The sequence below is a fragment of the Malikia granosa genome (assembly GCF_002980595.1).
Classification (GTDB): domain Bacteria; phylum Pseudomonadota; class Gammaproteobacteria; order Burkholderiales; family Burkholderiaceae_C; genus Malikia; species Malikia granosa.
This window is the reverse complement of sequence record NZ_PVLQ01000030.1, coordinates 53,559-74,245: the sequence shown is the minus strand read 5'-3', so window position 1 is coordinate 74,245 and position 20,687 is coordinate 53,559. Positions and strand designations below refer to the sequence as shown.

Sequence of the window (20,687 nt, the reverse complement as noted above, 5' to 3'; positions counted from 1 at the left end):
TGGGGTTGGGATCAATGCCTCAGCACCAGCCAGCCGAAGGCGCCGAGCGAGACCAGTGAATAGAGCAGCGAGGGTGCGGCAGCGACCAGCCAGGGCGCCCAGGCGCGCAGGTTGCCGATGTAGCCGAACACGTTGCTGAGCAGGAAGAAGCTGATGCCGAGCATCACGCCTAGGAACACATAGCCCGCGACTCCGCCGGAGCGGAAATGCAGGTAGGCGAATGGCAGCGCGAGCACGACCATGACCAGGCAGCTCAGCGGATAGAACAGCTTGCGCCAGAACTCGATCTCGTAGCGCTGCGCGTTCTGGCCGTTGGCCTCGAGGTGGCGCACATAGCGGAACAGGTCGAGCGTGGCCATGCGCTCGGGCTTGAGCAGCGCGACCGATACCATTTCGCTGCTGAGCCCGGTCGGCCAGTCCCATTGCGCCAGGCTGTCGCGTTGCACATGGGCTTGGCCGCCACGGGTGTCGAATTGCTGGCGCTGCACCTTCTGCAGTTGCCAGTGTCCGCTGCTGGCAATCTGGCCGCTCTGGGCCTTGAGCGTCGAGCGCAGCCGGCCGTCATCGCCGAATTCGAAGATGCGCACCTCCTGCAGCGTGCCGTCGGCCCCGAGCGCGCCGACGTTGACCGAGAACTGGCTGTCCTCGTGGCGCTCCTTGAGCCAGGCGCCGGTGCGTCCCAGCGTGGTGCGGCCCTGGTACTGGGCCTTGAGCAGCTGGCCGGCCTTGCCGGCGGCGGGCGCGACATAGTCGCCGATCGCGAAGGTCAGCAGCACGAAGCTGGCGCCGAGTCCGAGCAGGGTGCGCAGCGCGCGGCCCGGGCCCAGGCCGCTGGTGCGCAGGATGGTGAATTCGGAGCTTTGCGCCAGCCGCACCAGCACGAACACGCTGCCGATCAGCACCGCGATCGGCAGCAGTTCGTAGATGCGGGTCGGCAGCTGCAGCGCGACATAGGCCAGCGCCTGCGGCAGCGCATAGATTTGCTGCGGGTCCAGCGGCGAGGCGCGGCCCAGCGCGGGCAGCTCGTCGAGCAGGTCGAAGAAGGAAAACAGCGCCAGGAAGGCCAGCAGCACGAACAGCACGGCGACCAGGATTTCGCCATAGATCAGGCGGCGCAGCGTCTTCATGCCAGGCCTCCGGTGGCGGTTTGGTTGGGCTTGGTCGTGCGGTGCCGGCGCCAGAGCTGCCAGTTGTAGTGGCGCTTGGCCAGCCAGGCCAGCGTGGCCACCAGCACGCCGCCATGCACGACCAGCATGTAGCGCAGCCAGTCGAACTTGCCGGCGGCGATCCAGCTCGCGCCCAGGTTGACCAGGTTGTAGTAGAGCACGAAGCTGAACAGCAGGAACACCAGGTTGCCGCTGCGCCCGGCGCGCGGGTTCGACACCGAGACCGCGACCGCAATCAGCACGAAGTTGAAGGCGGTGAGCGCCATGCCGATGCGCCAGGACAGCTCGCCCAGCGCCGCCGGACTCGGGTCACGCAGCAGTTGCGCGCTGGGCAGGGCCTTGAACTTGGCCGATTGGCCGTCGGCCGCTTCCTTGCCGCCGATGCGGATGCCGTAGCTCTCGAATTCGCTCACGCGGATGACGTCCTTGGCCTGGTCGGGTGGCGGCAGCTCGAGCCGCTGGCCGCGGTCGAGCATCAGGAACTGGTCCTGGCCTATCCACTCGATGCGGCCGGCCTGGGCCGAGGTGATGGTCTCGCGGCCGTGGACATCGGTGTCGGCAATGAAGACATTGCGGCCCTGGGTGCCGCCCGAGGTGTCGCGGTCGATGAAGAACACGCGTCGCCCGCCCGAGGATTCCATGAACTGGCCCGGGCTGACGCGGTCGAGGTCGCCGCGCTGCTCGTAGCGGATGCGCAGCAGTTCGGTCTGCTGGTTGGCCCAGGGCCAGGCCCAGGCCACCAGCAGGCCGATGGCCAGCAGCACCGGCCAGGCGAAGCGCAGGATGGGCGGCAGGAAGCCGGCCAGGCCGCGACCGGCCGAGAACCAGATGAACATCTCGCTGTCGGCATACATGCGCGACAGCGTCGAGACGATGGCGACGAACAGCGCGATCGTCAGCACGATCGGCATCTGCGCCATCACGGTATAGGTCAGCACCAGCAGAATCTCCTGCGGGTTGACGCTGCCCTTGCTGGCCATGCCCAGGGTGCGGATCAGCAGCATCGTCAGCACGATGGTGAACAGCACCAGCAGGTTGGCACCGAAGCTGCGCGCGAGCTCTCGCCTGATAGAGGAATGGAATAACATCGGCTGGATTTTTACTAATAGGCATATTATGAACTTCGAACTCAAGTCCGTGAGCCTGGCCCAGGCGGCCGAATGGGAAGTCGACGCGTTGCTGGTGCTGTGCGCCGACGAGGTGCTGGCGGCCAGCCGCAATGCGCAGGACCCGATCAGCGTCTGGGTCCAGTCCGCGCTGGCGGCCAAGGACCTGGAAGAAGGCGCCGGCAAGCTGCTGCAGGCCTATGGCCTGCCGGGCGTGACGGCGCGCCGGCTGGTGTTCGTGCGCGCTGGCGACGGCTCGGCGGCCCAGGTGCGCAAGGCGGCGCTGGCGGCGATGGCCCCGCTCAAGGGCCTCAAGCTCAAGACCGTGGGGGTCTATGCCGGCTCGCTGGCGGTGGCCGCCATCAACGCGCTGGTCCAGGCCGTGGCCGACGCCAGCTATGTCTACACCACTACCAAGAGCCTGCCGCAGCCGCGCGCGATCCGCCGCGTCGACCTCGGCGTGACCGATGCCGGCGCGGTGCGCTCGGGCTTCGAGCTCGGCTGCGCCACGGTGCGCGGCATCGAGCTGGCCAAGGAATGGGCGAACCGCCCGGCCAACCACGCCACGCCCACCCTGCTGGCCGATGCCGCGCGCCAGCTGGCCAAGAAGTCGCATCTGAGCGCCGAGATCCTGGGTCCGGCCGAGGTCGAGGCGCTGGGCATGGGTGCCTTCATGGCCGTGTCCCAGGGCTCGGAGCAGCCGCTGCGCTTCATCGTGCTGAAGTACCAGGGCGCGCACAAGTCGGTCGCGCCGGTGGTGCTGGTCGGCAAGGGCGTGACCTTCGATACCGGCGGCATCTCGATCAAGCCGGCGGCCGAGATGGACGAGATGAAGTTCGACATGGGTGGCGCCGCCAGCGTGCTGGGCACCTTCGCCGCGCTGGCCGAGCTCAAGCCGGCGGTCAACGTGGTCGGCCTGATCCCGGCCTGCGAGAACATGCCCAGCGGTCGCGCGGTCAAGCCGGGCGATGTCGTGACCAGCATGAGCGGCCAGACCATCGAGGTGCTCAACACCGATGCCGAGGGCCGGCTGATCCTGTGCGACGCGCTGACCTATGCCCAGCGCTTCGAGCCGCGCGCGCTGATCGACATCGCGACCCTGACCGGTGCCTGCGTGATCGCGCTCGGCGGCGTGCGCGCCGGCCTGTTCGCGAACCAGGACGAGCTGGCGCAGCAGTTGCAGGAGGCCGGCTCGGCAGCGCAGGACCTGTGCTGGCGTATGCCGCTCGACGACGACTATGCCGAGGGCCTGAAGTCCAACTTCGCCGACATGGGCAACGTCGCCGGTCGCCAGGCCGGGGTCGTGACGGCGGCCAAGTTCCTGCAGAAGTTCGTGCAGGACAAGCAGGCCTGGGCCCACCTGGACATCGCGGGCGTGGCCTGGAAGAGCGGCGCGGCCAAGGGCGCGACCGGCCGCCCGGTCGGCCTGCTGCTGCAGTACCTGGTCGACGAGGCCGCGCGCATTGCCGCCGACCAGCCGGCGCGGCTGGACAAGCCGGCCGGCGTGATCCCGGTCACGGCCCATATCGCCAAGCCAGCCAAGCCCAAGAAGGCGGCCAAGGCGCGCAAGAAGGCCTGAGCATGTCGCTCCAGCCCGAAGTGGCCTTCCACTTCAACGTGCCCGATCCGCTGCGCTACCTGTTGCGCCTGCTGCGCAAGGTGCGCCAGGCCGGCATGAGCGCGCTGGTCTGCGTGCCGCCCGACCTGGCGCACGAGCTCGACCAGGCGCTCTGGACCTTCGCGCCCGAGGACTTCATGGCCCATGCGCGCTGGGACGCCGATGACGCTGTGCGCGCCCATTCGCCGATCCTGATCGCCGACCAGGCGGTCGCGTGGCCTGGCGCCGAGGTGCTGGTCAATGTCCTGCCCCTGCCCGAGCTGCCGCCGGCCTATGCCGGCTACCGCAAGGTGGTCGAGATTGTCGGCCTGGACCAGCCCGGGCGCGATGCCGCCCGGCTGCGCTGGCGTGCCTACACCGCGCAAGGCCATGGCATCAAGCGCCACGACGCGGCTGCCGCGGCCTGAGCGGCCCGGTTAGCCGGGCCGCTGGGCTTCAGCAGACCTGCTGTTCCAGCCAGGCCGTGAAGTCGGCGCCGACCTCGTCGTGCTCGCGTCCCAGGTCGACCGTGGCCTGCAGGAAGCCGAGCTTGCTGCCGCAGTCGTAGCGCTTGCCCTGGTAGCGGTAGGCAAACACCTTCTCGCGCCGCAGCAGCTGCGCGATGCCGTCGGTCAGCTGGATCTCGCCACCGACGCCGCGCGGCAGGTTCTCGAGCTCCTTGAAGATGCCGGGTGTCAGGATGTAGCGACCGGCCACGGCCAGCGTGGTCGGCGCGACTTCGGGCGCCGGCTTCTCGACGATGCCCGACAGGTCGAGCATGTTCTCGGCCACTTGCTGGCCCGAGACGATGCCGTAGCGCTTGGTGTGCTCGCGCGGCACGTCCTGCACCGCCAGCAGGCTGGCGCGCCATTCGGCGAATTGCTGCACCATCTGCGCCATCACCGGCGGCTTGCCCACCATCAGGTCGTCGGCCAGCAGCACGGCGAAGGCCTCGTTGCCGACCAGTTCCTTGGCGCACAGCACGGCGTGGCCCAGGCCCAGCGCGCGCGGCTGGCGCACGTAGACGCAGGTCATGTCGTCGGGCGCGATCGAGCGCGCGACCTGGAGCAGGGCGGTCTTGCCGGCGGCTTCGAGTTCGCTCTCGAGTTCATAGGCGGTGTCGAAATGGTCCTCGATGCTGCGCTTGGTGCGGCCGGTGACGAAGATCATCTGGCGGATGCCGGCGGCATAGGCCTCCTCGACCGCGTACTGGATCAGCGGCTTGTCGACCACGGGCAGCATTTCCTTGGCGCTGGCCTTGGTGGCGGGCAGGAATCGGGTGCCAAGACCGGCAATCGGGAAAACGGCCTTGCGTATCGGTGCGTTCATGGGTGTCTAATTGGAAATGGAGACGGTTGATTCTACGGTTGGGATTTGACACTCACTATGCTATAAAAATTGCCATGATTCTGGAGCAATGGCGCGCGCCGCTGTCTGCCGACTGTCCCTGCGGCCCCGACCTGGAATACGACCCGGACTTCCTGTTGCTCGAGCAAGCACTGCGGGAGCGGCCAGGGCCCGGATTCCGCAGCCAGGACGGTGGCAGGACCGAGCCCGAAGGCGCGCCGATCGCCTGGGCCGAGGTGCGCGAGCGGGCGCAGGCCCTGTTGCTGCGCAGCAAGGACCTGCGGCTGGCCGTCTGGCTGACCCGGGCCCTGCTGCATCTCGAGGGTTTCCCTGCCATCCGGCAGGGGCTGGGCCTGATCGAGCTGCTGCTGCAGGACTACTGGGACGGGGTCCATCCGCGGCTCGACCCGGACGACGGCGACCCGACCATGCGCCTCAATGCGCTGGCCGCTCTCGGGGCGCTCGACGCGGTCGCGGGCGATGTCCGCGCCAGCTGGCTGCTCGACTCGCGCCAGCATGGCCGCCTGACGGTGCGCGAGCTCGAGCTGGCGCAAGGCCGCCTCGAGCCCCTGCCCGGCGAGGCCAGGCCACCCGCCAGCGAGGCCATGGCCCGGCTGGAAGTCGCGCTGCGGCTGGCGCCCGAACTGGCGGCCGCGGCCCGGGAGGCGCCGCAGCAGCTCGAGGCGATCCGGGCTGTCCTGGCCGATCGGCTGGCTTGTTCGCGCGGCGAGCGGCAGGGGGGGCGCAGCGCCGAGGTGTCGATGCCGGACCTGTCCCGGCTGCAGCACATGCTCGACAGCGTGGCCCAGGCGGTGGCCCAGATCGCGGCCACGGCCACCGCGCCGGCTCCCATCCCAGACCTCCCGGGAGCTGGTTTCGACGCTGCCGAGTTGCCAGCCAGTTCGGTGCAATTATCCCGGGAGGGGCCTGCCGTCCAATTCCCAGGAGCCATCAATAGCCGACAGCAGGTCGTTGAAATGCTGGACATCCTGTGCCAGTATCTCGAAAAGAACGAGCCCACCAATCCGGTCCAGATCCTGTTGCGCCGGGCGCAGCGGATGATGCAGATGGGCTTTCTGGAATTGCTGCGCGACATGGCGCCCGATGGACTCGATCAGGCCGAGAAGGTCGTTGGCGCGAAGATCGCCAGGGATGACGATTGATCGCTTCTCTGCTAATGTGCCCGCTTCGCATGGGCTCGGGGTTTCAGGGACGGGAGGATGGATATGCCGGAAAGCAGCCAGAAATTCATGGCGCGCAATCGTGCGTCGCGGGTCCAGATCGAATACGAGGTCGAGCTCTACGGCGCCGAGAAACGGGTCCAGCTGCCGTTCGTGATGGGGGTGCTGGCCGACCTGTCGGGCCAGCCGGCCGCTTCAGCGGCGACCCCGGCAGTCCCGCTGGCCGAGCGCAAGTTCCTCGAGTTCGATGTCGACAATTTCGACCAGCGCCTGCAGGCCATCGGCCCCCGGCTCGCCTTGCAGGTCCCCGATGCCCTGAGCGGTGAGGGCCAGCTCAAGGTCGAGTTGAACTTCGAGTGCATGGACGACTTCTCGCCCGAGGCGATAGCGCGCCAGGTCGATGCCCTGCAGCAGTTGTTGCTGGCGCGCCAGCAGCTCGCCGACCTGCTTGCCTACATGGACGGCAAGGCCGGCGCCGAGGAGCTGATCGCCCAGCTGCTGGGCGATCCGGCCTGGCTCGAGTCGCTCGCGGCCTGTCCGGCCCTGCCCGAGCCCGGCAAGACCGAAGGCCAGGGCTGAACCCCGTCCAGGAGGTGATCGCCATGTCGAATCTGCCTTTCCCGTCCCAGCCCCAGCCCCAGCCCCATGCCGGGCAGCTGCCCGCGCTGCCGCAGGGCCCGCAAGCGCTGGCCGAGCGGCTGCGCCGCGAGTTCAAGCCCAAGTCGGAGCCAGCCCGCCAGGCGGTGCTGCGCGCGGTCCAGACCCTGGCCCGGCAGGCCCTGGCGCAGCGCGATGCCCTCCTGCCCGCCGAGCCGGCCAGCCAGGTCGGCCAGGACGCCGTCCGGACCATCGAGTCCCTGATTGCCGTGCTCGACCGCAAGCTGTCCGAGCAGCTCAACCTGATCCTGCATCACCCCGAATTCCAGCGCCTCGAGGGCGCCTGGCGCGGCCTGCAGCATCTGGTCAGCCACAGCGAGACCGACGAGGGGCTCAAGATCCGGGTGCTCGATGTCTCCAAGGCCGAGCTCGGGCGCACGCTCAGGAAGTTCAAGGGCACGAGCTGGGACCAGAGCCCGCTGTTCAAGAAGGTCTACGAGGAGGAATATGGCCAGCTCGGTGGCGAGCCCTTCGGTTGCCTGATCGGCGACTACTACTTCGACCACAGCCCGCCCGACACCGAGCTGCTCGGCGAGCTGGCCCGGATCGCGGCGGCGGCCCATGCGCCCTTCATCGCCGGGGCCGCGCCGGCCGTGCTGCAGATGGACAGCTGGCAGGAGCTGGCCAATCCGCGCGACCTCGGCAAGATCTTCTCCACCCCCGAGTACGCGGCCTGGCGCGCGCTGCGCGAGAGCGAGGACGCGCGCTACCTGGGGCTGGCGCTGCCGCGCTTCCTGGCCCGGCTGCCCTATGGCGCGCGCACCCATCCGCTCGACGCCTTCGACTTCGAGGAGGACACCGGGGCGGCGGACCACGGCAAGTACTGCTGGGCCAATGCCGCCTACGCGATGGCGGTCAACATCAACCGCTCCTTCAAGGAATATGGCTGGTGCTCGCGCATCCGCGGCATCGAGTCGGGCGGGGCGGTCGAAGGGTTGCCGGTCCATGCCTTCCCGACCGACGACGGTGGCGTCGACATCAAGTGCCCGACCGAGATCGCGATCAGCGACCGGCGCGAGGCCGAGCTGGCCAGGAGCGGCTTCATGCCGCTGATCCACCGCAAGCATTCGGATTTCGCGGCCTTCATCGGCGCCCAGTCGCTGCAGAAGCCCGCCGAATACGACGACCCCGACGCCAGCGCCAACGCCCGGCTCGCCGCCCGCTTGCCCTATCTGTTCGCCTGCTGCCGCTTTGCCCATTACCTCAAGTGCATCGTGCGCGACAAGCTTGGCTCCTTCAAGGACCGCGACGCGATGGAGCGCTGGCTGCAGGATTGGATCATGAACTATGTCGATGGCGACCCGGCGCATTCTTCCGAGCAGACCAAGGCCCGGCGTCCGCTGGCGGCGGCCGAGGTGGTGATCGAGCCGGTCGAGGGCGATCCGGGCTACTACCGCTCGCGCTTCTACTTGCGCCCGCATTACCAGCTCGAGGGGCTGACGGTGTCGCTGCGCCTGGTCTCGCGGCTGCCGAGCGAGAAGTCGGCCTGAGCCCGACCGCTGGCGGCTGAACGATGTGGTGCCGGCGGTCGAGGTCCACCTCGCCGGTGCCTTTTCAGCGCTGCGTGGACCATCAAACAGGGAGAACGGCTATGGCCATCGACATGTTCCTGAAAATCGAGGGCGTGGAGGGCGAGTCCACGGACAAGTCGCACAAGGGCGAGATCGACATCCTGTCCTGGTCCTGGGGCATGTCGCAAAGCGGCACCACCCACATGGGCAGCGGCGGCGGATCGGGCAAGGTCAGCGTGCAGGACCTGAGCCTGACCAAGTATGTCGATGCCGCGACCCATGCGTTGATGCTGGGCTGCTGCAAGGGCACCCATTTCGACCAGGCGGTGCTGGTGGTGCGCAAGGCGGGCGAGGCGCCGCTCGAATACCTCCGGATCACTCTGCGCGAGGTCATCGTCAGCGAGCTCGCGACCGGTGCCAGCGGCAGCGCGGACCGCCTGACCGAGACCCTCAAGCTCAATTTCGCCGAGTTCAAGTTCGAGTACCAGACCCAGAGCCCCAAGGGCGGCAAGCAGGGCGGCGCCAAGATCGCGGCCTGGGACATCGCCGAGAATGCGTCGGCCGGTTGAGTCTGCCGCGCTTCACTGCTTGCCGCGAGCGATTTGCCATGGCCCAGCGCGACATCTTCCTGCGCATCGAGGGCAGCCGACAGGGCCTGCTGCGCGGTGAGTCCCAGGACAAGTCCCATCCGGGGGAAATCGATGTGATCTCCTGGTCCTGGGGCATGGACAGTCCGGGCGATGCCTTCGGCCTGCCGACCGGGCGCACCAATGTCGAGCTGCTGCGCGTGGCCAAGCGGGTCGACAGCGCGAGCACGGCGCTGATGTCGGCCTTGCGCGCCAACGAGCCGATCCGCAAGGCGGTGCTGACGGTGCGCAAGGCCGGTGGCGAGCCGCTGGCCTGCTTCACCCTCACGGTCGAGAATGCGCGGCTGGTGCAGCAGCGCATCCGGGGCGGCGAGGGCGAGGACAGCACGATCCTGACCGAGGAGCTGGCGCTGAGTTTCCAGAAGATCCGGGTCGAGTACCTGCCCCAGCTCAGGACCGGCGGCGGGGCTGGCGTCCATACCTTCGAGGCCGTGCTCAACGGCCCGCCCTGAGAAGGACTGGCAATGTCGCCGCCTCTGTCCGAATCGGTGCCGGCCCTGCGCATCAGCGTCCTGCGCTGGCAGGGTGCGCCGCTGCCGGCCGGACAGCCCGTGCCGGCCTTCGAGTTCGACCCGCGCGGTGGCAGCCTGGGCCGCGACGCTGCCTGCGAGCTGCATCTGCCCGACCCGCAGCGCCATGTGTCGCGGCTGCATGCGCGCATCGAGTTCGAGGGCCGGGGCTATGTGCTGGTCGACCTCGGCAGCAATCCGACCCGGGTCGATGGCCGGGTGCTGGGGCGTGGCCAGCGCTTGCCGCTGACGGGGGGCGAGCAGCTCGTGATCGGCGACTACGAGCTCGAGGTGGTGGCGCTGCCGCGGGAAGCGCAGTCAGCGCAGCCCTTGCCGTCATCGCCCTTGCCACGGCTGTCGTCACCGGGGCGCTGCCAGGCGGCGACTGCTGGCACTGCTGGCATCGATGATCCGTTTGCGGTGTTTGCCGCTGCGGCGTCGCCCGCCCAGCCGGCACCCGTTCCGCTGCCCGATCCGTTCAAGCCGCTGTCGTCCAGCCCGTCGTCCAGCCCGTCAGCCGCCGGATCGGCTTCGCTCTTGTCGGGCGATCCGGCCGCCACCGATCCGCTGGGCCTGGCGCTGGAGTCGGCGTCGATCGACGATCTGTTCGGCCTGCGCCAGGGACCAGGCGATTCCAGCGCGGGCTTGGTGCTGTCCTGGGAGTCGGAGCCGCTGGCGCCAGCCGCATCCGTTGCGCCAGCCAGGCCAGCCGCGCCGCAGTCTCAGTCTCCCTTGTCGCAGGCGTCCGCCGTTTCCGTGCCGCCGCAGCAGGTGCCGCCAGCCGATCGGGCGGCGGCCGAGCTGCTGGCGGCCTTGCAGCGTGGCCTGGGCCAGCCGCTGGGCCAGGCCGCCGGGCTGACGCCGGCGCTGATGGAGCTGGTCGGTCAGTTGTTGCGCGAGGCGACCCGGAGCCAGCGCGAGGCGCAGCACCCGTCGCCCGGTGCTGCTGCCAGCCAGTAGCCGCTCGCGCTGCGACCTGCTGGCAAGGTTCCAAATCCCAAATCCCGGCCCAGAAGCCCATGCTGCAAGTCGATACCTGCTACCGCTCCGAGACCGGCGGGCGCCTGCGCAACGAGGACGCCTGTGGCTACTGGCAAGCCGGCCCGGCGGCCTGCTGGGTGCTGTCGGACGGCGCGGGCGGCCATGGCAGCGGCGACCTGGCGGCCCGGCTGGTGGTGCAGCAGGTGCTGCAGGCTTTCCAGGCCCAGCCCGAGGTGTCCTGCGCGCAGGCGCGCGCGCTGCTGCAGCTGGCCCAGCAGGCGCTGCGGCGCGAGAAGGCCGCTGGCGCGACCCACGACGACATGCATGCCACGGTCGCCTTGCTGCTGCTCGACCGCGAGCGCGAGCTGGGCGTCTTTGCCCATGTCGGCGACTCGCGTCTCTACCAGTTCAGGCAGGGCCGCATCCTGCGCCAGACCCGCGACCACAGCCTGGTGCAGCAGCTGGTCGATGCCGGCTATTGGCCGGCCGGGCAGATCCGCAGTCATCCGCAGCGCCATCTGTTGACCCAGGCCATAGGCTCAGCCGATCCGCTCGAGATCAGCGTGTCGCCGCAGGCCTTCGAGGTGCTGGCGGGCGATGTGTTCCTGCTCTGCTCGGACGGCTGGTGGGAATGGGTCGACGAGGCCGGCATGGAGTCGACCCTGGCTGCTCATCCCGCGCGCCAGCCGGTGGGCCGGGGCTGGCTCGATGCGATGGCGGCCCGGATCTTGCGGGTCGCCTCGGACCGGCATGACAACTATTCGGCGCTGTGCGTGGCCTGCAGCGATGACCGGACCCTGCTCGCGAGCGGTGACAATCGGTATTAGTCCTGCCGTCCAGGTCCCGATTCGTCTTGCTTCCGCTTGCAACCATGCGCAATTTTCTTGCCCCGCTGTCCGCGGGTTTCGTGACCGTACTGGTCGGTTTCACCAGTTCGGCTGCCATTGTGTTCCAGGCAGCAGCCGCCGCCGGCGCGACGCCCGCGCAGATCAGCTCCTGGATCTGGGCCCTGGGTCTGGCCATGGGACTGACCTGCATCGGCCTGTCGCTGCGCTACCGTGCGCCGGTCGTGACGGCCTGGTCGACCCCGGGCGCAGCGCTGCTGGTGACCGCGCTGGCCGGGGTGACCATGGAGCAGGCCACCGGCGCCTTCCTGTTCTGTGCCTTGCTGATCCTGCTGGCCGGGCTGACCCGGGGCTTCGAGCGGGTGCTGGGCCGGATTCCGCCTGGCATCGCGTCGGCCATGCTGGCTGGCGTGCTGGTGCGCTTCGGCATGGAGGTGTTCGTTGCGATGGGGCAGCGCTTCGGGCTGGTGTTCGCGATGTTCCTGGCCTATCTGCTGGCGCGCCGCTGGCTGCCGCGCTATGCGGTGATCATCGTGCTGGCGCTGGGCAGCGCGCTGGCGGCGCTGCAGGGCCAGCTCGACTTCAGCCTGCTGCGGCTGGAGCTGGCCAGCCCGGTATTCACCGCGCCCGAGTTCGACCTGCGCGTGCTGGTCGGGGTCGGCATTCCCCTGTTCGTGGTCACGATGAGCTCGCAGAACGTGCCGGGGGTGGCGGTGCTGCGTGCCTCGGGCTATGCCAAGGTGCCGGTGTCGCCCGTGATTGCCTGGACCGGCCTGGTCAACTTGCTGCTGGCGCCCTTTGGCTGCTACGCGATCAACCTGGCGGCGATCACGGCTGCGATCTGCTGCGGGCGCGAGGCGCACGAGGACCCGGCCAAGCGCTATCTGGCCAGCGTGTTTGCCGGGGTCTTCTATCTGCTGGTTGGCTTGTTCGGCGCCACGGTCGGCGCGCTGTTCGCCGCCTTTCCGAGAGAGCTGGTGCTGGCGCTGGCCGGCCTGGCCCTGTTCGGCACCATAGGCGCCGGACTGGCGACCGCGATGAAGGACGAGTCCCAGCGCGAGCCGGCGCTGATCACTTTCCTGGTCACGGCCTCGGGGCTGACGCTGGGCGGCATCGGTTCGGCGTTCTGGGGCGTGGTTGCGGGCACGCTGGCGCTGGTGCTGCTGCGCCCGCGCGCGCCAGCCTAGCGTGTGAAGGCATGGGGCGCTGAATAGGGCAGCAGGGCCTTGGCGGCCTCGATGCGCAGTCCCATCTCGACGCTCGGGTCGTTCATGACCGCAAGCAGGAAGCGCCTGGGGTCCTGTTCGGCGGCCGAGGCGGTGCGCGGCTCCTGAGGGCCGGTCGCGGTGTTGGCTTGGGCGTCCGGACTGTTCTCGAGATCCGGCTGCTTGCCGGTGGCTGCGGCCTGGCCCGCTAGGGCTGCGGGCGCAGGTGGAGCTGCGAATATGGATACCGCCTTGGCTGGTGCGAGCTGCTGCCATGCCCGCTGGAAGTCGGCAGGTGCCATGCTTTTCAGGCCCAGCAGCAGGTCGGCCTGGGCGTCCGGGCTGGGCTCCATGTCGAGCCAGGGCTCGTCGGCGAACATGGCGGCCAGGTGCGGCGAGATGAAGGCCGACCAGCGGCCGCTTTCGTCCAGCTGGGCCGGTATCAGCCGGACATGGCTGGCTGGGACGGACGTTCCAGGGATATCGGGCGTATCGGGCGCCTCAGCTGCGTCGGTTGTGCCGGACGGCAGGCCGGGCAGCAGCTGGACATGCCTGGGCGCTATTCCCGCCAGCAAGCGCTGGCGCAGCGACTCGAGAAATTCCCTGGCCTGTGCCACCGGTATCGGCTCAGAGAGCGAGAGCCAGACCTGGTAGCCGGCGCCCGAGATCGCGATGGCGGGCGCCGGCAGTTCGAGCTCGTTCTGCAGGCCTTGCCAGAGCGCCGCGACCGCTTCCCCGCCGGCGGCACTGGCCAGCTCCAGCACCAGGGCCCGTACCTGCCCGTCGGCGTCGATCAGCGCGGGGCTGGCGTGCTGGGCCGATCCGGTCGGTGTGGCCGGCTGTGCCTGGCAGGCGGGCTGGGGCGGGAGGTAGAGGCGTTGCAGTTCGGTGTCCAGTCGATTCATGGGCACCGACTCTAATCCAGGACTGCTGTCAAAATCCAGCGCCTGCGAAGGACAGCCTTCGCGTTTCATTGTTCATTCCCCAATTCATGACCTCTACGCTTCAAGGCCAGCTCGGCATCGATTTCGGTACCTCCAATTCGGCCGTGGCCTGGGCCGACGACCAGGGCCTGGCCCGCCTGATTCCGCTCGAAGGCCAGGCGCTGGCCATGCCGACCGCCGTGTTCTACAACGCGGAGGAGGGCAGCACCCATTTCGGCCGCGACGCGCTGGCGCATTACCTGGGCGGCACCGAGGGCCGGTTGATGCGCTCGCTGAAAAGCCTGCTGGGCAGTTCGCTATTGCTCGAGACCACGGTCGTCAACCATCGCGCGGTCAGCTTCCTCGACATCGTCGCGACTTTCCTGGGGGTGCTGCGCGAGCGCGCCAGCCAGCAGCTGGGCACTGAGCCCCGGCGCGTGGTGATGGGGCGGCCAGTGCATTTCGTCGATGACGACCCCGAGCGCGATGCCCTGGCCCAGCAGTCCCTGCTGCAGGCGGCGCGCTCGGTCGGCTTCGACGAGGTGTCGTTCCAGCTCGAGCCGATTGCCGCCGCGCTGGACTACGAGCGCCGCCTGACGCGCGAGAGCCTGGTGCTGGTGGTCGATCTGGGCGGCGGCACCTCGGACTTCTCGGTGCTGCGCCTGGGGCCGGAGCGCATGCTGCGCGCCGACCGCAGCCAGGACGTGCTGGCCACCACCGGCGTGCATGTCGGTGGTACCGATTTCGACCAGAAGCTCAGCCTGGAGCTGGCGATGCCGTTGCTGGGTTTCCGCCATCTCGGGCCGCAGCAGCGCGAGGTGCCGAGCCGGGTCTTCTTCGACCTCTCTACCTGGCATCTGATCAACTGGCTGTATCAGCCGCGCGCGATCGCCCAGGCGCAGGCCTTGCGCAGCAACTATTCGGACCTGCGCCTGCACCAGCGGCTGATGCGGGTGCTCGAGCAGCGCCTGGGGCACCGGATTGCCCACGAGGTCGAGCAGGCCAAGATCCTGTGCTCGCAGGGCGAGCCCGATACCCGGATCGACCTGTCCGAGCTCGAACCCGGCCTGGCGGTGTCGATGGCGGCGGCCGGCATGCGCGAGCATCTGGCCGCCTTGCTGGCGCGCACCGTGGCCTGCGCGCGCGAATGCGTGCAGCGCGCCGGCCTTGCCGATGGCGAGCTCGACGCGATCTACCTGACGGGTGGTTCGTCGGCGCTGCAGCCCTTCCAGCAGGCCTTGCAGGCCGAGTTTGCCGGCGTGCCCCTGGTCGAGGGCGACCTGTTCGGCGGCGTGGCGTCGGGACTGGCCTACAGCCGGGGCTGAGGCCCGCTCCTCGCGGCCGCAGCAGCTAAGCCGCTCCGGATCGGGGCTGGCGCTGGTCGGTCCGCTATCAGCCCGCCAGGCCGACGAACATGTCCTGCACGTCGTCGTTGGCGTCGATGGCGGCCAGGAAGGCTTCGACTTCTTCCTGCTGCTCGGGGCTCAGGTCGGCCGGGTTGACCGGGTTCTTCGCCTTGTAGCCGAGCTTGGCCGACAGCACGGTGAAGCCCTGCGCCGGCAGCGCGCGGCTGACCAGGTCGACATCGGTCGGGTCGGTCAGGAACAGGGTCACGCCCTCGTCGTCACCGGGCTCGAAGTCCTGTGCGCCGGCTTCGATCGCGGCCAGCTCGGGGTCGGCACCCGGGGTGGCGGCTTCGGCCTCGATCATGCCGACATGGTCGAAGTCCCAGGACACCGAGCCCGAGGTGCCGAGCTGGCCCTTGCGGAACAGCACGCGCATTTCGGGCGCGGTGCGGTTGACGTTGTCGGTCAGGCATTCGACCATCACCGGCACGCGGTGCGGCGCAAAGCCTTCGTAGATCACGCGCTCGAAGCTGACCGATTCGCCGCTGAGGCCGGCGCCCTTCTTGATCGCGCGCTCGAGCGTGTCCTTGGGCATCGAGGCCTTGCGTGCCTGCTCGACCACCAGCCGCAGCCGCGAGTTGGCGGCCGGGTCGGCACCGCCGCGCGCCGCCACCATGATTTCCTTGGCCAGCTTGCCAAACAGCTTGCCCTTGGCGTCGGCTGCCTGCGCCTTGCCTTTTGCTTTCCACTGCGCGCCCATGTCTGATGTTTTCCGTTGTGTCGCGCATCCAGGCGCGGGTTGAGGGTAATAGCCAGCCAGGCTGGCGAGGCGTCGGTTATACACCAGCGGTCGGACCTGGCCCGGCCTTTCCATCCAGTTGTCATGCTGGGCCGACAATATGGCGCCATGAACCTGCCTGTTGCACAAGACCTGTCCGGCCAGGTGGCCCTGGTCACCGGAGCGAATACCGGCATCGGCCGCATCACCGCGCGCGAGCTCGCGCGGCGGGGCGCCGATGTCTTCCTGGCCACCCGTTCGCTGGCGCGCACCCAGCCGGTGCTCGACGAGATCGCCCAGCTGACCGGGCGGCCCGCCGCGCACTGGATCGAACTCGACCTGGCCGATCTGGCCTCGGTGCGTACTTGCGCCGAACGCTTCCTGGCTGCCGGCCGGCCGCTGCATCTGCTGGTCAACAATGCCGGCCTCGGTGGCCAGCGCGGGCTGACCCGCGACGGGTTCGAGATGACCTTCGGCGTCAACCACATCGGGCATTTCCTGCTGACCCAGCTGCTGCGCGAGCGACTGCTGGCGTCGGCACCGGCGCGCGTCGTGACCGTGGCCAGCCGGGCCCACCAATGGGCGCCGGGCCTGGACTGGGACGCCTTGCGCCAGCCCACCCGCAGCCTGACCGGCATCCGCGAGTACATGGTCTCGAAGCTGGCCAATGTGCTGTTCAGCGCCGAGCTCGGGCGCCAGCTCGCGGGCAGCGGGGTCTCGACCTATGCGGTGCACCCGGGCGTGGTCGATACCGAGATCTGGCGCCAGGTGCCGCGGCTGCTGCGGCCCTTGCTCAAGCTGCGCGGCTTGCGCGACCCGGAGCAGGGCGCGCAGACCACGCTCTATTGCGCGCTGCAGGCGCCGCCGCAGGAGACCGGCCGCTACTACGCCGATTCGGCGCTCAAGACCCCGTCCAGGCTGGCGCAGGACCCGCGGCTGGCGGCCGAGCTGTGGCGCTTCAGCAAGCAGATCCTGTCCTGAACCGAGGCCAGTGCCTGCTCGGCCAGGCTGGTCTACTGCAAGACCCCGTCCGCATCGAGGTTGGGCGCCAGGCCGGGCGGCTGGAATTCGTCGTAGACCCAGTCCCCCTGCACCGAGCTGACCCCCGCGGGCGCGGGCGGCGAAGGGGCAGGTTTGCCGGTCAGCGCCACCCGCATGTAGTCGATCCAGATCGGCAAGGCCACCGTGGCACCGAATTCGCGTCCGCCCAGCGACCTGGGCTCGTCGTAGCCCATCCAGGCGACTGCCGTGGTGTTGCCGCCATAGCCCGCGAACCAGCCGTCGACCGCCTCGCTGCTGGTACCGGTCTTACCCGCCAGGTCCTGTCGGCCCAGCTGCCTCGTGGCTGCGGCGCCCGTACCGCTGAGGGTGACCTCGCGCAGCAGGCTGGTGGTGACGAAGGCGTTGCGTGCCTCGAGCACCCGGTCGGTCTCCTGGGCGACCAGGGGCGGCTTGGCCTCGAACAGGAGCTTGCCCCGGATATCCACCACCTTCTGGATCAGATAGGGCTTGATCTGGAAGCCACCGTTTGCCAGCACCGAATAGGCGCCAGCCATCTGCAGTGGCGTGACCGAACCGGTGCCCAGCGCCAGCGTGTAGTTCAGGGGGTGCTTGTTCGCATCGAAGCCAAAGCGCGGCAGGAAGGCATGCGCCTGGGCCGGCGTGATGGCGCGCAGCAGCCGAACGGCAGCCACGTTCTTGGATTGGGCCAGTGCGCGTCGCAGCGTGATCGGACCTTCGTAGACGCCGTCATCGTTCTGTGGCGACCAGGGGGCCGCGCCGGTTTCGGCGGTCGTGAGCGTCAGCGGCGCATCGTTGACCAGGGTGGCTGGCGAGAAGCCTTTTTCCAGCGCGGCGGCATAGATGAACGGTTTCATGGCCGAGCCTGGCTGGCGCCAGGCCTGGGTCACATGGTTGAACGGGCTGGCGCTGAAATCGAAGCCGCCGACCAGCGCACGGTAGGCGCCCGTCTGGTGGTTCAGGGCGACCAGGGCCACGCCCACATTGGGCAGCTGGCTGATGCGCCATTGCCCTTTTTCCGCCTGCTGCACGCGGATGACCGATCCCGGCTTGAGCTGCAGCGCCGGCTTGGCGTTGCGCGCCAGCGCGGCGGCGGCCCAGCGCCAGCCGTCGGGCAGGATATGGACGACAGTGCCGTCGGCCAGCATGGCTTGCACCGACTGCGGCGTGATCGACAGCACCACCGCCGACAGCAGCGAGTCGCTGGCCGGATGTTGCGCCAGCTTGGCCTCGACGGCCTTCAAGCGTTCCTCGCTGTTGCCGGGCAGCAGCAGGCTGCCCTCCGGGCCCCGGTAGCCATGGCGTTGGTCGTAAGCCATCACCTGGCGACGCACGGCGGCATAGGCCGCCTCCTGCTCGGCGTTGACCAAGGTGGTGGTCACGTTGATGCCCCGGGTGTAGGCCTCGTCCTTGAATTCCGCCACGATGGCCTGGCGCACCATCTCGGCCGCGTACTGCGCATGCGGGCTGAAGGTCCGCCCTTCCGGACGCACTTTCAGGTCTTCGGCCATGGCCTGCCTGAGTTGCGCGTCGCTGATGTAGCCGAGTTCGCGCATGCGCTTGAGCACCAGCTGCTGGCGTGCCTGGGCCCGCTTGGGATTGACCACCGGATTGATGGCCGACGGCGCCTGCGGCAGGCCCGCCAGCATCGCGGCCTGGGCCAGGCTCAGCTCCTGCAGGGGTTTGCCGAAGTACACGCGTGCCGCGCTGCTGAAGCCATAGGCGCGCTGTCCCAGATAGACCTGGTTCATGTAGAGCTCCAGGATCTGGTCCTTGCTCAACGTGCGCTCTATCTTGTAGGCCAGCATCACCTCGGTGAGCTTGCGGGAAAACAGCTTGTCCTTGCTCAGGTAGAAGTCGCGCGCGACCTGCATCGTGATGGTCGAGGCGCCCTGCTTGAGACCGCTGGTGAGATCGGTGATCACGGCCCGCGCCACGCCCTTGAAGTCGACGCCACCATGCTCGTAGAAGCGGGCGTCCTCGATGGCGAGCAAGGCCTGCTGCTGGATCAGCGGGATGTCCTTGATCGGCATGAACTCGCGCCGTTCCTGGCCGAACTCGCCGATCAGCACCCCGTCGCTCGTGTAGACGCGCAGCGGAATCTTGGGGCGGTAGTCGACCAGGGCCTCCAGGCTGGGCAGGTCCATCGGCGTCGCCGACCAGGCGACGGGCCCGCTGGACAAACCCAGCCACAAGCCGGCCAGCAGCAGGGCCAAGCGCCCGTGAGCGATCACCGCCGACCTGGGGCGGTCCTGTTGCATCGCATCGAGTCTGTGGATTTGACGGTTCCTGGCCCACGGCATGATCAGTGCGGGGCCCCGGTGAAGGCGGCCCGGCTCGCCGCCGAGCGCTCGAGCTGGCGCGCGATGTTGCCGCAGACCAGGTCGCACAGGGCGTAGATGGTCGGGTCGGCGATGCGGTAGAACACGCTGGTGCCGCGCCCCTCGCGCTTGACCAGGCCGTGTTTGCTCATCATAGTCAGATGGCGCGAGATGTTGGCGGTCGTGAAGCCGCACAGCTGGGCCAGTTCGCTCACGTTGCGCTCGCCGCTGCGCAGCAGATTCAGGATCTGCAGCCTGGTCGGTTCGGCCAGCACCTGGAAATAGGCCGCGATTTCCTCCATCGCCTCGAGCGGCATGTGTTCCATCGCCGGACAGTCCGGGGGCGTGGGGGCGCCGGAATCGACGGGCGGGGAAATTTTTTCGCTTGGCATGGTTTTATTGTAACATTGCATAATTAAGCAATCAGTTAAATAAGCAAGAAACTACAAGTACAAGAGGAACGCAAGATGAAACGCTTACATCGGGTGACCCTGGCATCGCTCGCGGCCCTGTCCTTGGCCGGCGCGGCGCTGGCGGCCGAGGGCGGGGCGCTGGCCACGGTGGAGCTGCGCAGCGCGGCCGGCACGGGCCTGGAGACCAGCGTCGACGGCGTGGTCGAGGCGGTGCGCCAGACCCGGCTCTCGACCCAGGTCGCCGGTGCCATCGTCGCGCTGCAGGTCAAGGCGGGCGACCGGGTCAAGGCGGGCCAGGAGCTGCTGCGCATCGATGCCAGCGCGGCCCAGCAGGGCGTGGCGGCCAGCGCATCCCAGGTCGAGGCAGCGCAGGCCCAGCTCAAGGTGGCCGCCAGCGAGCTGGCGCGGCAGAAGCAGCTGCACCAGAAGCAGTACATCAGCCAGGCCGCGCTCGAGCGCAGCCAGGCCCAGTGGGAGGCGGCCCAGGCCCAGGTCAATGCGCTGCAGGCGCAGACCCGGGTCGCGCAGACGCAATCGGGCTTCTTCCTGCTCAAGGCGCCCTATGCGGGCATCGTCAGCGAGGTCGCGGTCACGCTGGGCGACATGGCGCTGCCGGGCCGGCCGCTGCTGACCCTGCATGATCCGTCCGCGCTGCGCGTGACGGCGGCGGTGCCGCAGGCGCTGCTGGGCAGCTTGAGTACCCGGCTGGACCAGGTGCGCTACGAGATCAACGGCATGGGCGGCTCGGCCACGCGTCTGCAGCCGGCCGCGGTCGAGCTGCTGCCCACCCTCGATGCGGCCAGCCATACCGCGCAGATCCGGCTTGCCCTGCCGTCCTCCGGTGCTGCGGGTGCGGCCGGTCAGGCCCTGATGCCGGGGCTGTTCGCCCGCGTCTGGCTGCCGGTCGGCGGCAGCGCCAAGGCCGGGCCGCAGCGCCTGTTCCTGCCGGCCAGCGCCATCCTGCGCCGCGCCGAGCTGACAGCCGCCTATGTGGTCGATGCCCAGGGCAAGCCCAGCCTGCGCCAGGTCCGGCTCGGGCGGGTCACGGGCGACCAGGTCGAGGTCCTGAGCGGCCTGCGCCCGGATGACAAGGTCGCTGCCGATCCGCAGGCGGCTGCTGCCGTCGCACGCTGA

At 69.0% G+C, this 20,687-nt stretch carries 20 protein-coding genes; 13 read left to right on the top strand and 7 right to left on the bottom strand.

Translation table 11 applies throughout. The features are described from left to right. Nucleotides 1–11: 11 nt before the first annotated feature. Nucleotides 12–1,127 carry an LPS export ABC transporter permease LptG gene (gene lptG / locus C6P64_RS09595; RefSeq protein WP_105748341.1) on the bottom strand — a complete coding sequence of 372 codons (1,116 nt, stop codon included), beginning with the start codon at nt 1,125–1,127 and terminating at the stop codon, nt 12–14. Further along, nucleotides 1,124–2,254 carry an LPS export ABC transporter permease LptF gene (gene lptF / locus C6P64_RS09590; RefSeq protein ID WP_105748340.1) on the bottom strand — a complete coding sequence of 377 codons (1,131 nt, stop codon included), beginning with the start codon at nt 2,252–2,254 and terminating at the stop codon, nt 1,124–1,126. Before lptF ends, lptG begins: the two co-directional genes overlap by 4 nt. 28 nt (nt 2,255–2,282) lie before the next feature. On the opposite strand from lptF, the gene C6P64_RS09585 reads away from it, so the two are divergent. Next, a complete protein-coding gene (locus tag C6P64_RS09585) occupies nt 2,283–3,851 on the top strand; it encodes a leucyl aminopeptidase (RefSeq protein WP_105748339.1) in 1,569 nt (522 codons plus the stop codon). 2 nt (nt 3,852–3,853) lie between these two features. Beyond that, entirely contained in the window at nt 3,854–4,297 is a 444-nt protein-coding gene (locus C6P64_RS09580; protein WP_105748338.1) for a DNA polymerase III subunit chi, read from the top strand. A gap of 28 nt (nt 4,298–4,325) precedes the next feature. Here C6P64_RS09580 and galU read toward each other — a convergent pair whose 3' ends face one another. Next, entirely contained in the window at nt 4,326–5,198 is an 873-nt protein-coding gene (gene galU, locus C6P64_RS09575; RefSeq protein WP_105748337.1) for a UTP--glucose-1-phosphate uridylyltransferase GalU, read from the bottom strand. 74 nt (nt 5,199–5,272) lie between these two features. Between galU and tssA the strand changes: the two genes are divergently transcribed. From tssA to C6P64_RS09535, 8 genes are all read left to right on the top strand, one after another. Beyond that, entirely contained in the window at nt 5,273–6,379 is a 1,107-nt protein-coding gene (gene tssA, locus C6P64_RS09570; protein ID WP_105748336.1) for a type VI secretion system protein TssA, read from the top strand. A gap of 63 nt (nt 6,380–6,442) precedes the next feature. Further along, nucleotides 6,443–6,976 carry a type VI secretion system contractile sheath small subunit gene (tssB, locus tag C6P64_RS09565; RefSeq protein ID WP_105748335.1) on the top strand — a complete coding sequence of 178 codons (534 nt, stop codon included), beginning with the start codon at nt 6,443–6,445 and terminating at the stop codon, nt 6,974–6,976. Between the two features lie 23 nt (nt 6,977–6,999). After that, nucleotides 7,000–8,544 (top strand): type VI secretion system contractile sheath large subunit, encoded by a 1,545-nt coding sequence (tssC, locus tag C6P64_RS09560; protein WP_105748357.1) that lies wholly within the window; start codon nt 7,000–7,002, stop codon nt 8,542–8,544. A 101-nt stretch (nt 8,545–8,645) separates the two neighbouring features. Next, nucleotides 8,646–9,134 (top strand): Hcp family type VI secretion system effector, encoded by a 489-nt coding sequence (locus C6P64_RS09555; RefSeq protein WP_105748334.1) that lies wholly within the window; start codon nt 8,646–8,648, stop codon nt 9,132–9,134. A gap of 38 nt (nt 9,135–9,172) precedes the next feature. Next, nucleotides 9,173–9,664, top strand: coding sequence for an Hcp family type VI secretion system effector (locus tag C6P64_RS09550; RefSeq protein ID WP_105748333.1), 492 nt, complete (start codon nt 9,173–9,175; stop codon nt 9,662–9,664). A gap of 12 nt (nt 9,665–9,676) precedes the next feature. Continuing rightward, the gene (locus C6P64_RS09545; protein ID WP_105748332.1) at nt 9,677–10,681 is read left to right on the top strand and encodes an FHA domain-containing protein; all 1,005 of its coding nucleotides are present in this window, start codon (nt 9,677–9,679) and stop codon (nt 10,679–10,681) included. Nucleotides 10,682–10,740: 59 nt separating this feature from the next. Then, nucleotides 10,741–11,529 (top strand): PP2C family protein-serine/threonine phosphatase, encoded by a 789-nt coding sequence (locus C6P64_RS09540; protein WP_105748331.1) that lies wholly within the window; start codon nt 10,741–10,743, stop codon nt 11,527–11,529. Nucleotides 11,530–11,573: 44 nt separating this feature from the next. Next, nucleotides 11,574–12,734: a benzoate/H(+) symporter BenE family transporter gene (locus C6P64_RS09535; RefSeq protein WP_105748330.1), complete on the top strand. Its 1,161-nt coding sequence runs from the start codon at nt 11,574–11,576 to the stop codon at nt 12,732–12,734. Here C6P64_RS09535 and C6P64_RS09530 read toward each other — a convergent pair. Next, complete coding sequence (locus tag C6P64_RS09530) at nt 12,731–13,657, bottom strand: hypothetical protein (RefSeq protein WP_105748329.1); 927 nt, start codon at nt 13,655–13,657, stop codon at nt 12,731–12,733. The genes C6P64_RS09535 and C6P64_RS09530 overlap by 4 nt on opposite strands. Before the next feature lie 86 nt (nt 13,658–13,743). Between C6P64_RS09530 and C6P64_RS09525 the strand changes: the two genes are divergently transcribed. Then, nucleotides 13,744–15,000: an Hsp70 family protein gene (locus tag C6P64_RS09525; protein WP_105748328.1), complete on the top strand. Its 1,257-nt coding sequence runs from the start codon at nt 13,744–13,746 to the stop codon at nt 14,998–15,000. Between the two features lie 67 nt (nt 15,001–15,067). Here C6P64_RS09525 and C6P64_RS09520 read toward each other — a convergent pair whose 3' ends face one another. Next, the gene (locus C6P64_RS09520) at nt 15,068–15,781 is read right to left on the bottom strand and encodes a YebC/PmpR family DNA-binding transcriptional regulator (RefSeq protein WP_105748327.1); all 714 of its coding nucleotides are present in this window, start codon (nt 15,779–15,781) and stop codon (nt 15,068–15,070) included. A gap of 123 nt (nt 15,782–15,904) precedes the next feature. Between C6P64_RS09520 and C6P64_RS09515 the strand changes: the two genes are divergently transcribed. Continuing rightward, a complete protein-coding gene (locus tag C6P64_RS09515) occupies nt 15,905–16,780 on the top strand; it encodes an SDR family oxidoreductase (protein WP_211296822.1) in 876 nt (291 codons plus the stop codon). Nucleotides 16,781–16,812: 32 nt separating this feature from the next. Here C6P64_RS09515 and C6P64_RS09510 read toward each other — a convergent pair whose 3' ends face one another. After that, nucleotides 16,813–19,080, bottom strand: a complete 2,268-nt coding sequence (locus C6P64_RS09510) for a penicillin-binding protein 1A (protein ID WP_105748326.1) — start codon at nt 19,078–19,080, stop codon at nt 16,813–16,815. Nucleotides 19,081–19,124: 44 nt separating this feature from the next. Next, complete coding sequence (locus C6P64_RS09505; RefSeq protein WP_105748325.1) at nt 19,125–19,466, bottom strand: ArsR/SmtB family transcription factor; 342 nt, start codon at nt 19,464–19,466, stop codon at nt 19,125–19,127. Nucleotides 19,467–19,607: 141 nt separating this feature from the next. Between C6P64_RS09505 and C6P64_RS09500 the strand changes: the two genes are divergently transcribed. After that, nucleotides 19,608–20,687: an efflux RND transporter periplasmic adaptor subunit gene (locus tag C6P64_RS09500; RefSeq protein WP_105748324.1), complete on the top strand. Its 1,080-nt coding sequence runs from the start codon at nt 19,608–19,610 to the stop codon at nt 20,685–20,687.

Coding starts and splice junctions, on each gene's coding strand:
- C6P64_RS09545 (WP_105748332.1), top strand. CDS start 9,677: ATGTCGCCGCCTCTGTCCGAATCGGTGCCGGCCCTGCGCATCAGCGTC.
- C6P64_RS09550 (WP_105748333.1), top strand. CDS start 9,173: ATGGCCCAGCGCGACATCTTCCTGCGCATCGAGGGCAGCCGACAGGGC.
- C6P64_RS09520 (WP_105748327.1), bottom strand. CDS start 15,781: ATGGGCGCGCAGTGGAAAGCAAAAGGCAAGGCGCAGGCAGCCGACGCC.
- C6P64_RS09580 (WP_105748338.1), top strand. CDS start 3,854: ATGTCGCTCCAGCCCGAAGTGGCCTTCCACTTCAACGTGCCCGATCCG.
- C6P64_RS09510 (WP_105748326.1), bottom strand. CDS start 19,080: ATGCAACAGGACCGCCCCAGGTCGGCGGTGATCGCTCACGGGCGCTTG.
- C6P64_RS09535 (WP_105748330.1), top strand. CDS start 11,574: ATGCGCAATTTTCTTGCCCCGCTGTCCGCGGGTTTCGTGACCGTACTG.
- lptG (WP_105748341.1), bottom strand. CDS start 1,127: ATGAAGACGCTGCGCCGCCTGATCTATGGCGAAATCCTGGTCGCCGTG.
- tssB (WP_105748335.1), top strand. CDS start 6,443: ATGCCGGAAAGCAGCCAGAAATTCATGGCGCGCAATCGTGCGTCGCGG.
- tssA (WP_105748336.1), top strand. CDS start 5,273: ATGATTCTGGAGCAATGGCGCGCGCCGCTGTCTGCCGACTGTCCCTGC.
- tssC (WP_105748357.1), top strand. CDS start 7,000: ATGTCGAATCTGCCTTTCCCGTCCCAGCCCCAGCCCCAGCCCCATGCC.
- C6P64_RS09505 (WP_105748325.1), bottom strand. CDS start 19,466: ATGGAACACATGCCGCTCGAGGCGATGGAGGAAATCGCGGCCTATTTC.
- C6P64_RS09540 (WP_105748331.1), top strand. CDS start 10,741: ATGCTGCAAGTCGATACCTGCTACCGCTCCGAGACCGGCGGGCGCCTG.
- C6P64_RS09585 (WP_105748339.1), top strand. CDS start 2,283: ATGAACTTCGAACTCAAGTCCGTGAGCCTGGCCCAGGCGGCCGAATGG.
- galU (WP_105748337.1), bottom strand. CDS start 5,198: ATGAACGCACCGATACGCAAGGCCGTTTTCCCGATTGCCGGTCTTGGC.
- lptF (WP_105748340.1), bottom strand. CDS start 2,254: ATGTTATTCCATTCCTCTATCAGGCGAGAGCTCGCGCGCAGCTTCGGT.
- C6P64_RS09555 (WP_105748334.1), top strand. CDS start 8,646: ATGGCCATCGACATGTTCCTGAAAATCGAGGGCGTGGAGGGCGAGTCC.
- C6P64_RS09515 (WP_211296822.1), top strand. CDS start 15,905: ATGCTGGGCCGACAATATGGCGCCATGAACCTGCCTGTTGCACAAGAC.
- C6P64_RS09525 (WP_105748328.1), top strand. CDS start 13,744: ATGACCTCTACGCTTCAAGGCCAGCTCGGCATCGATTTCGGTACCTCC.
- C6P64_RS09530 (WP_105748329.1), bottom strand. CDS start 13,657: ATGAATCGACTGGACACCGAACTGCAACGCCTCTACCTCCCGCCCCAG.
- C6P64_RS09500 (WP_105748324.1), top strand. CDS start 19,608: ATGAAACGCTTACATCGGGTGACCCTGGCATCGCTCGCGGCCCTGTCC.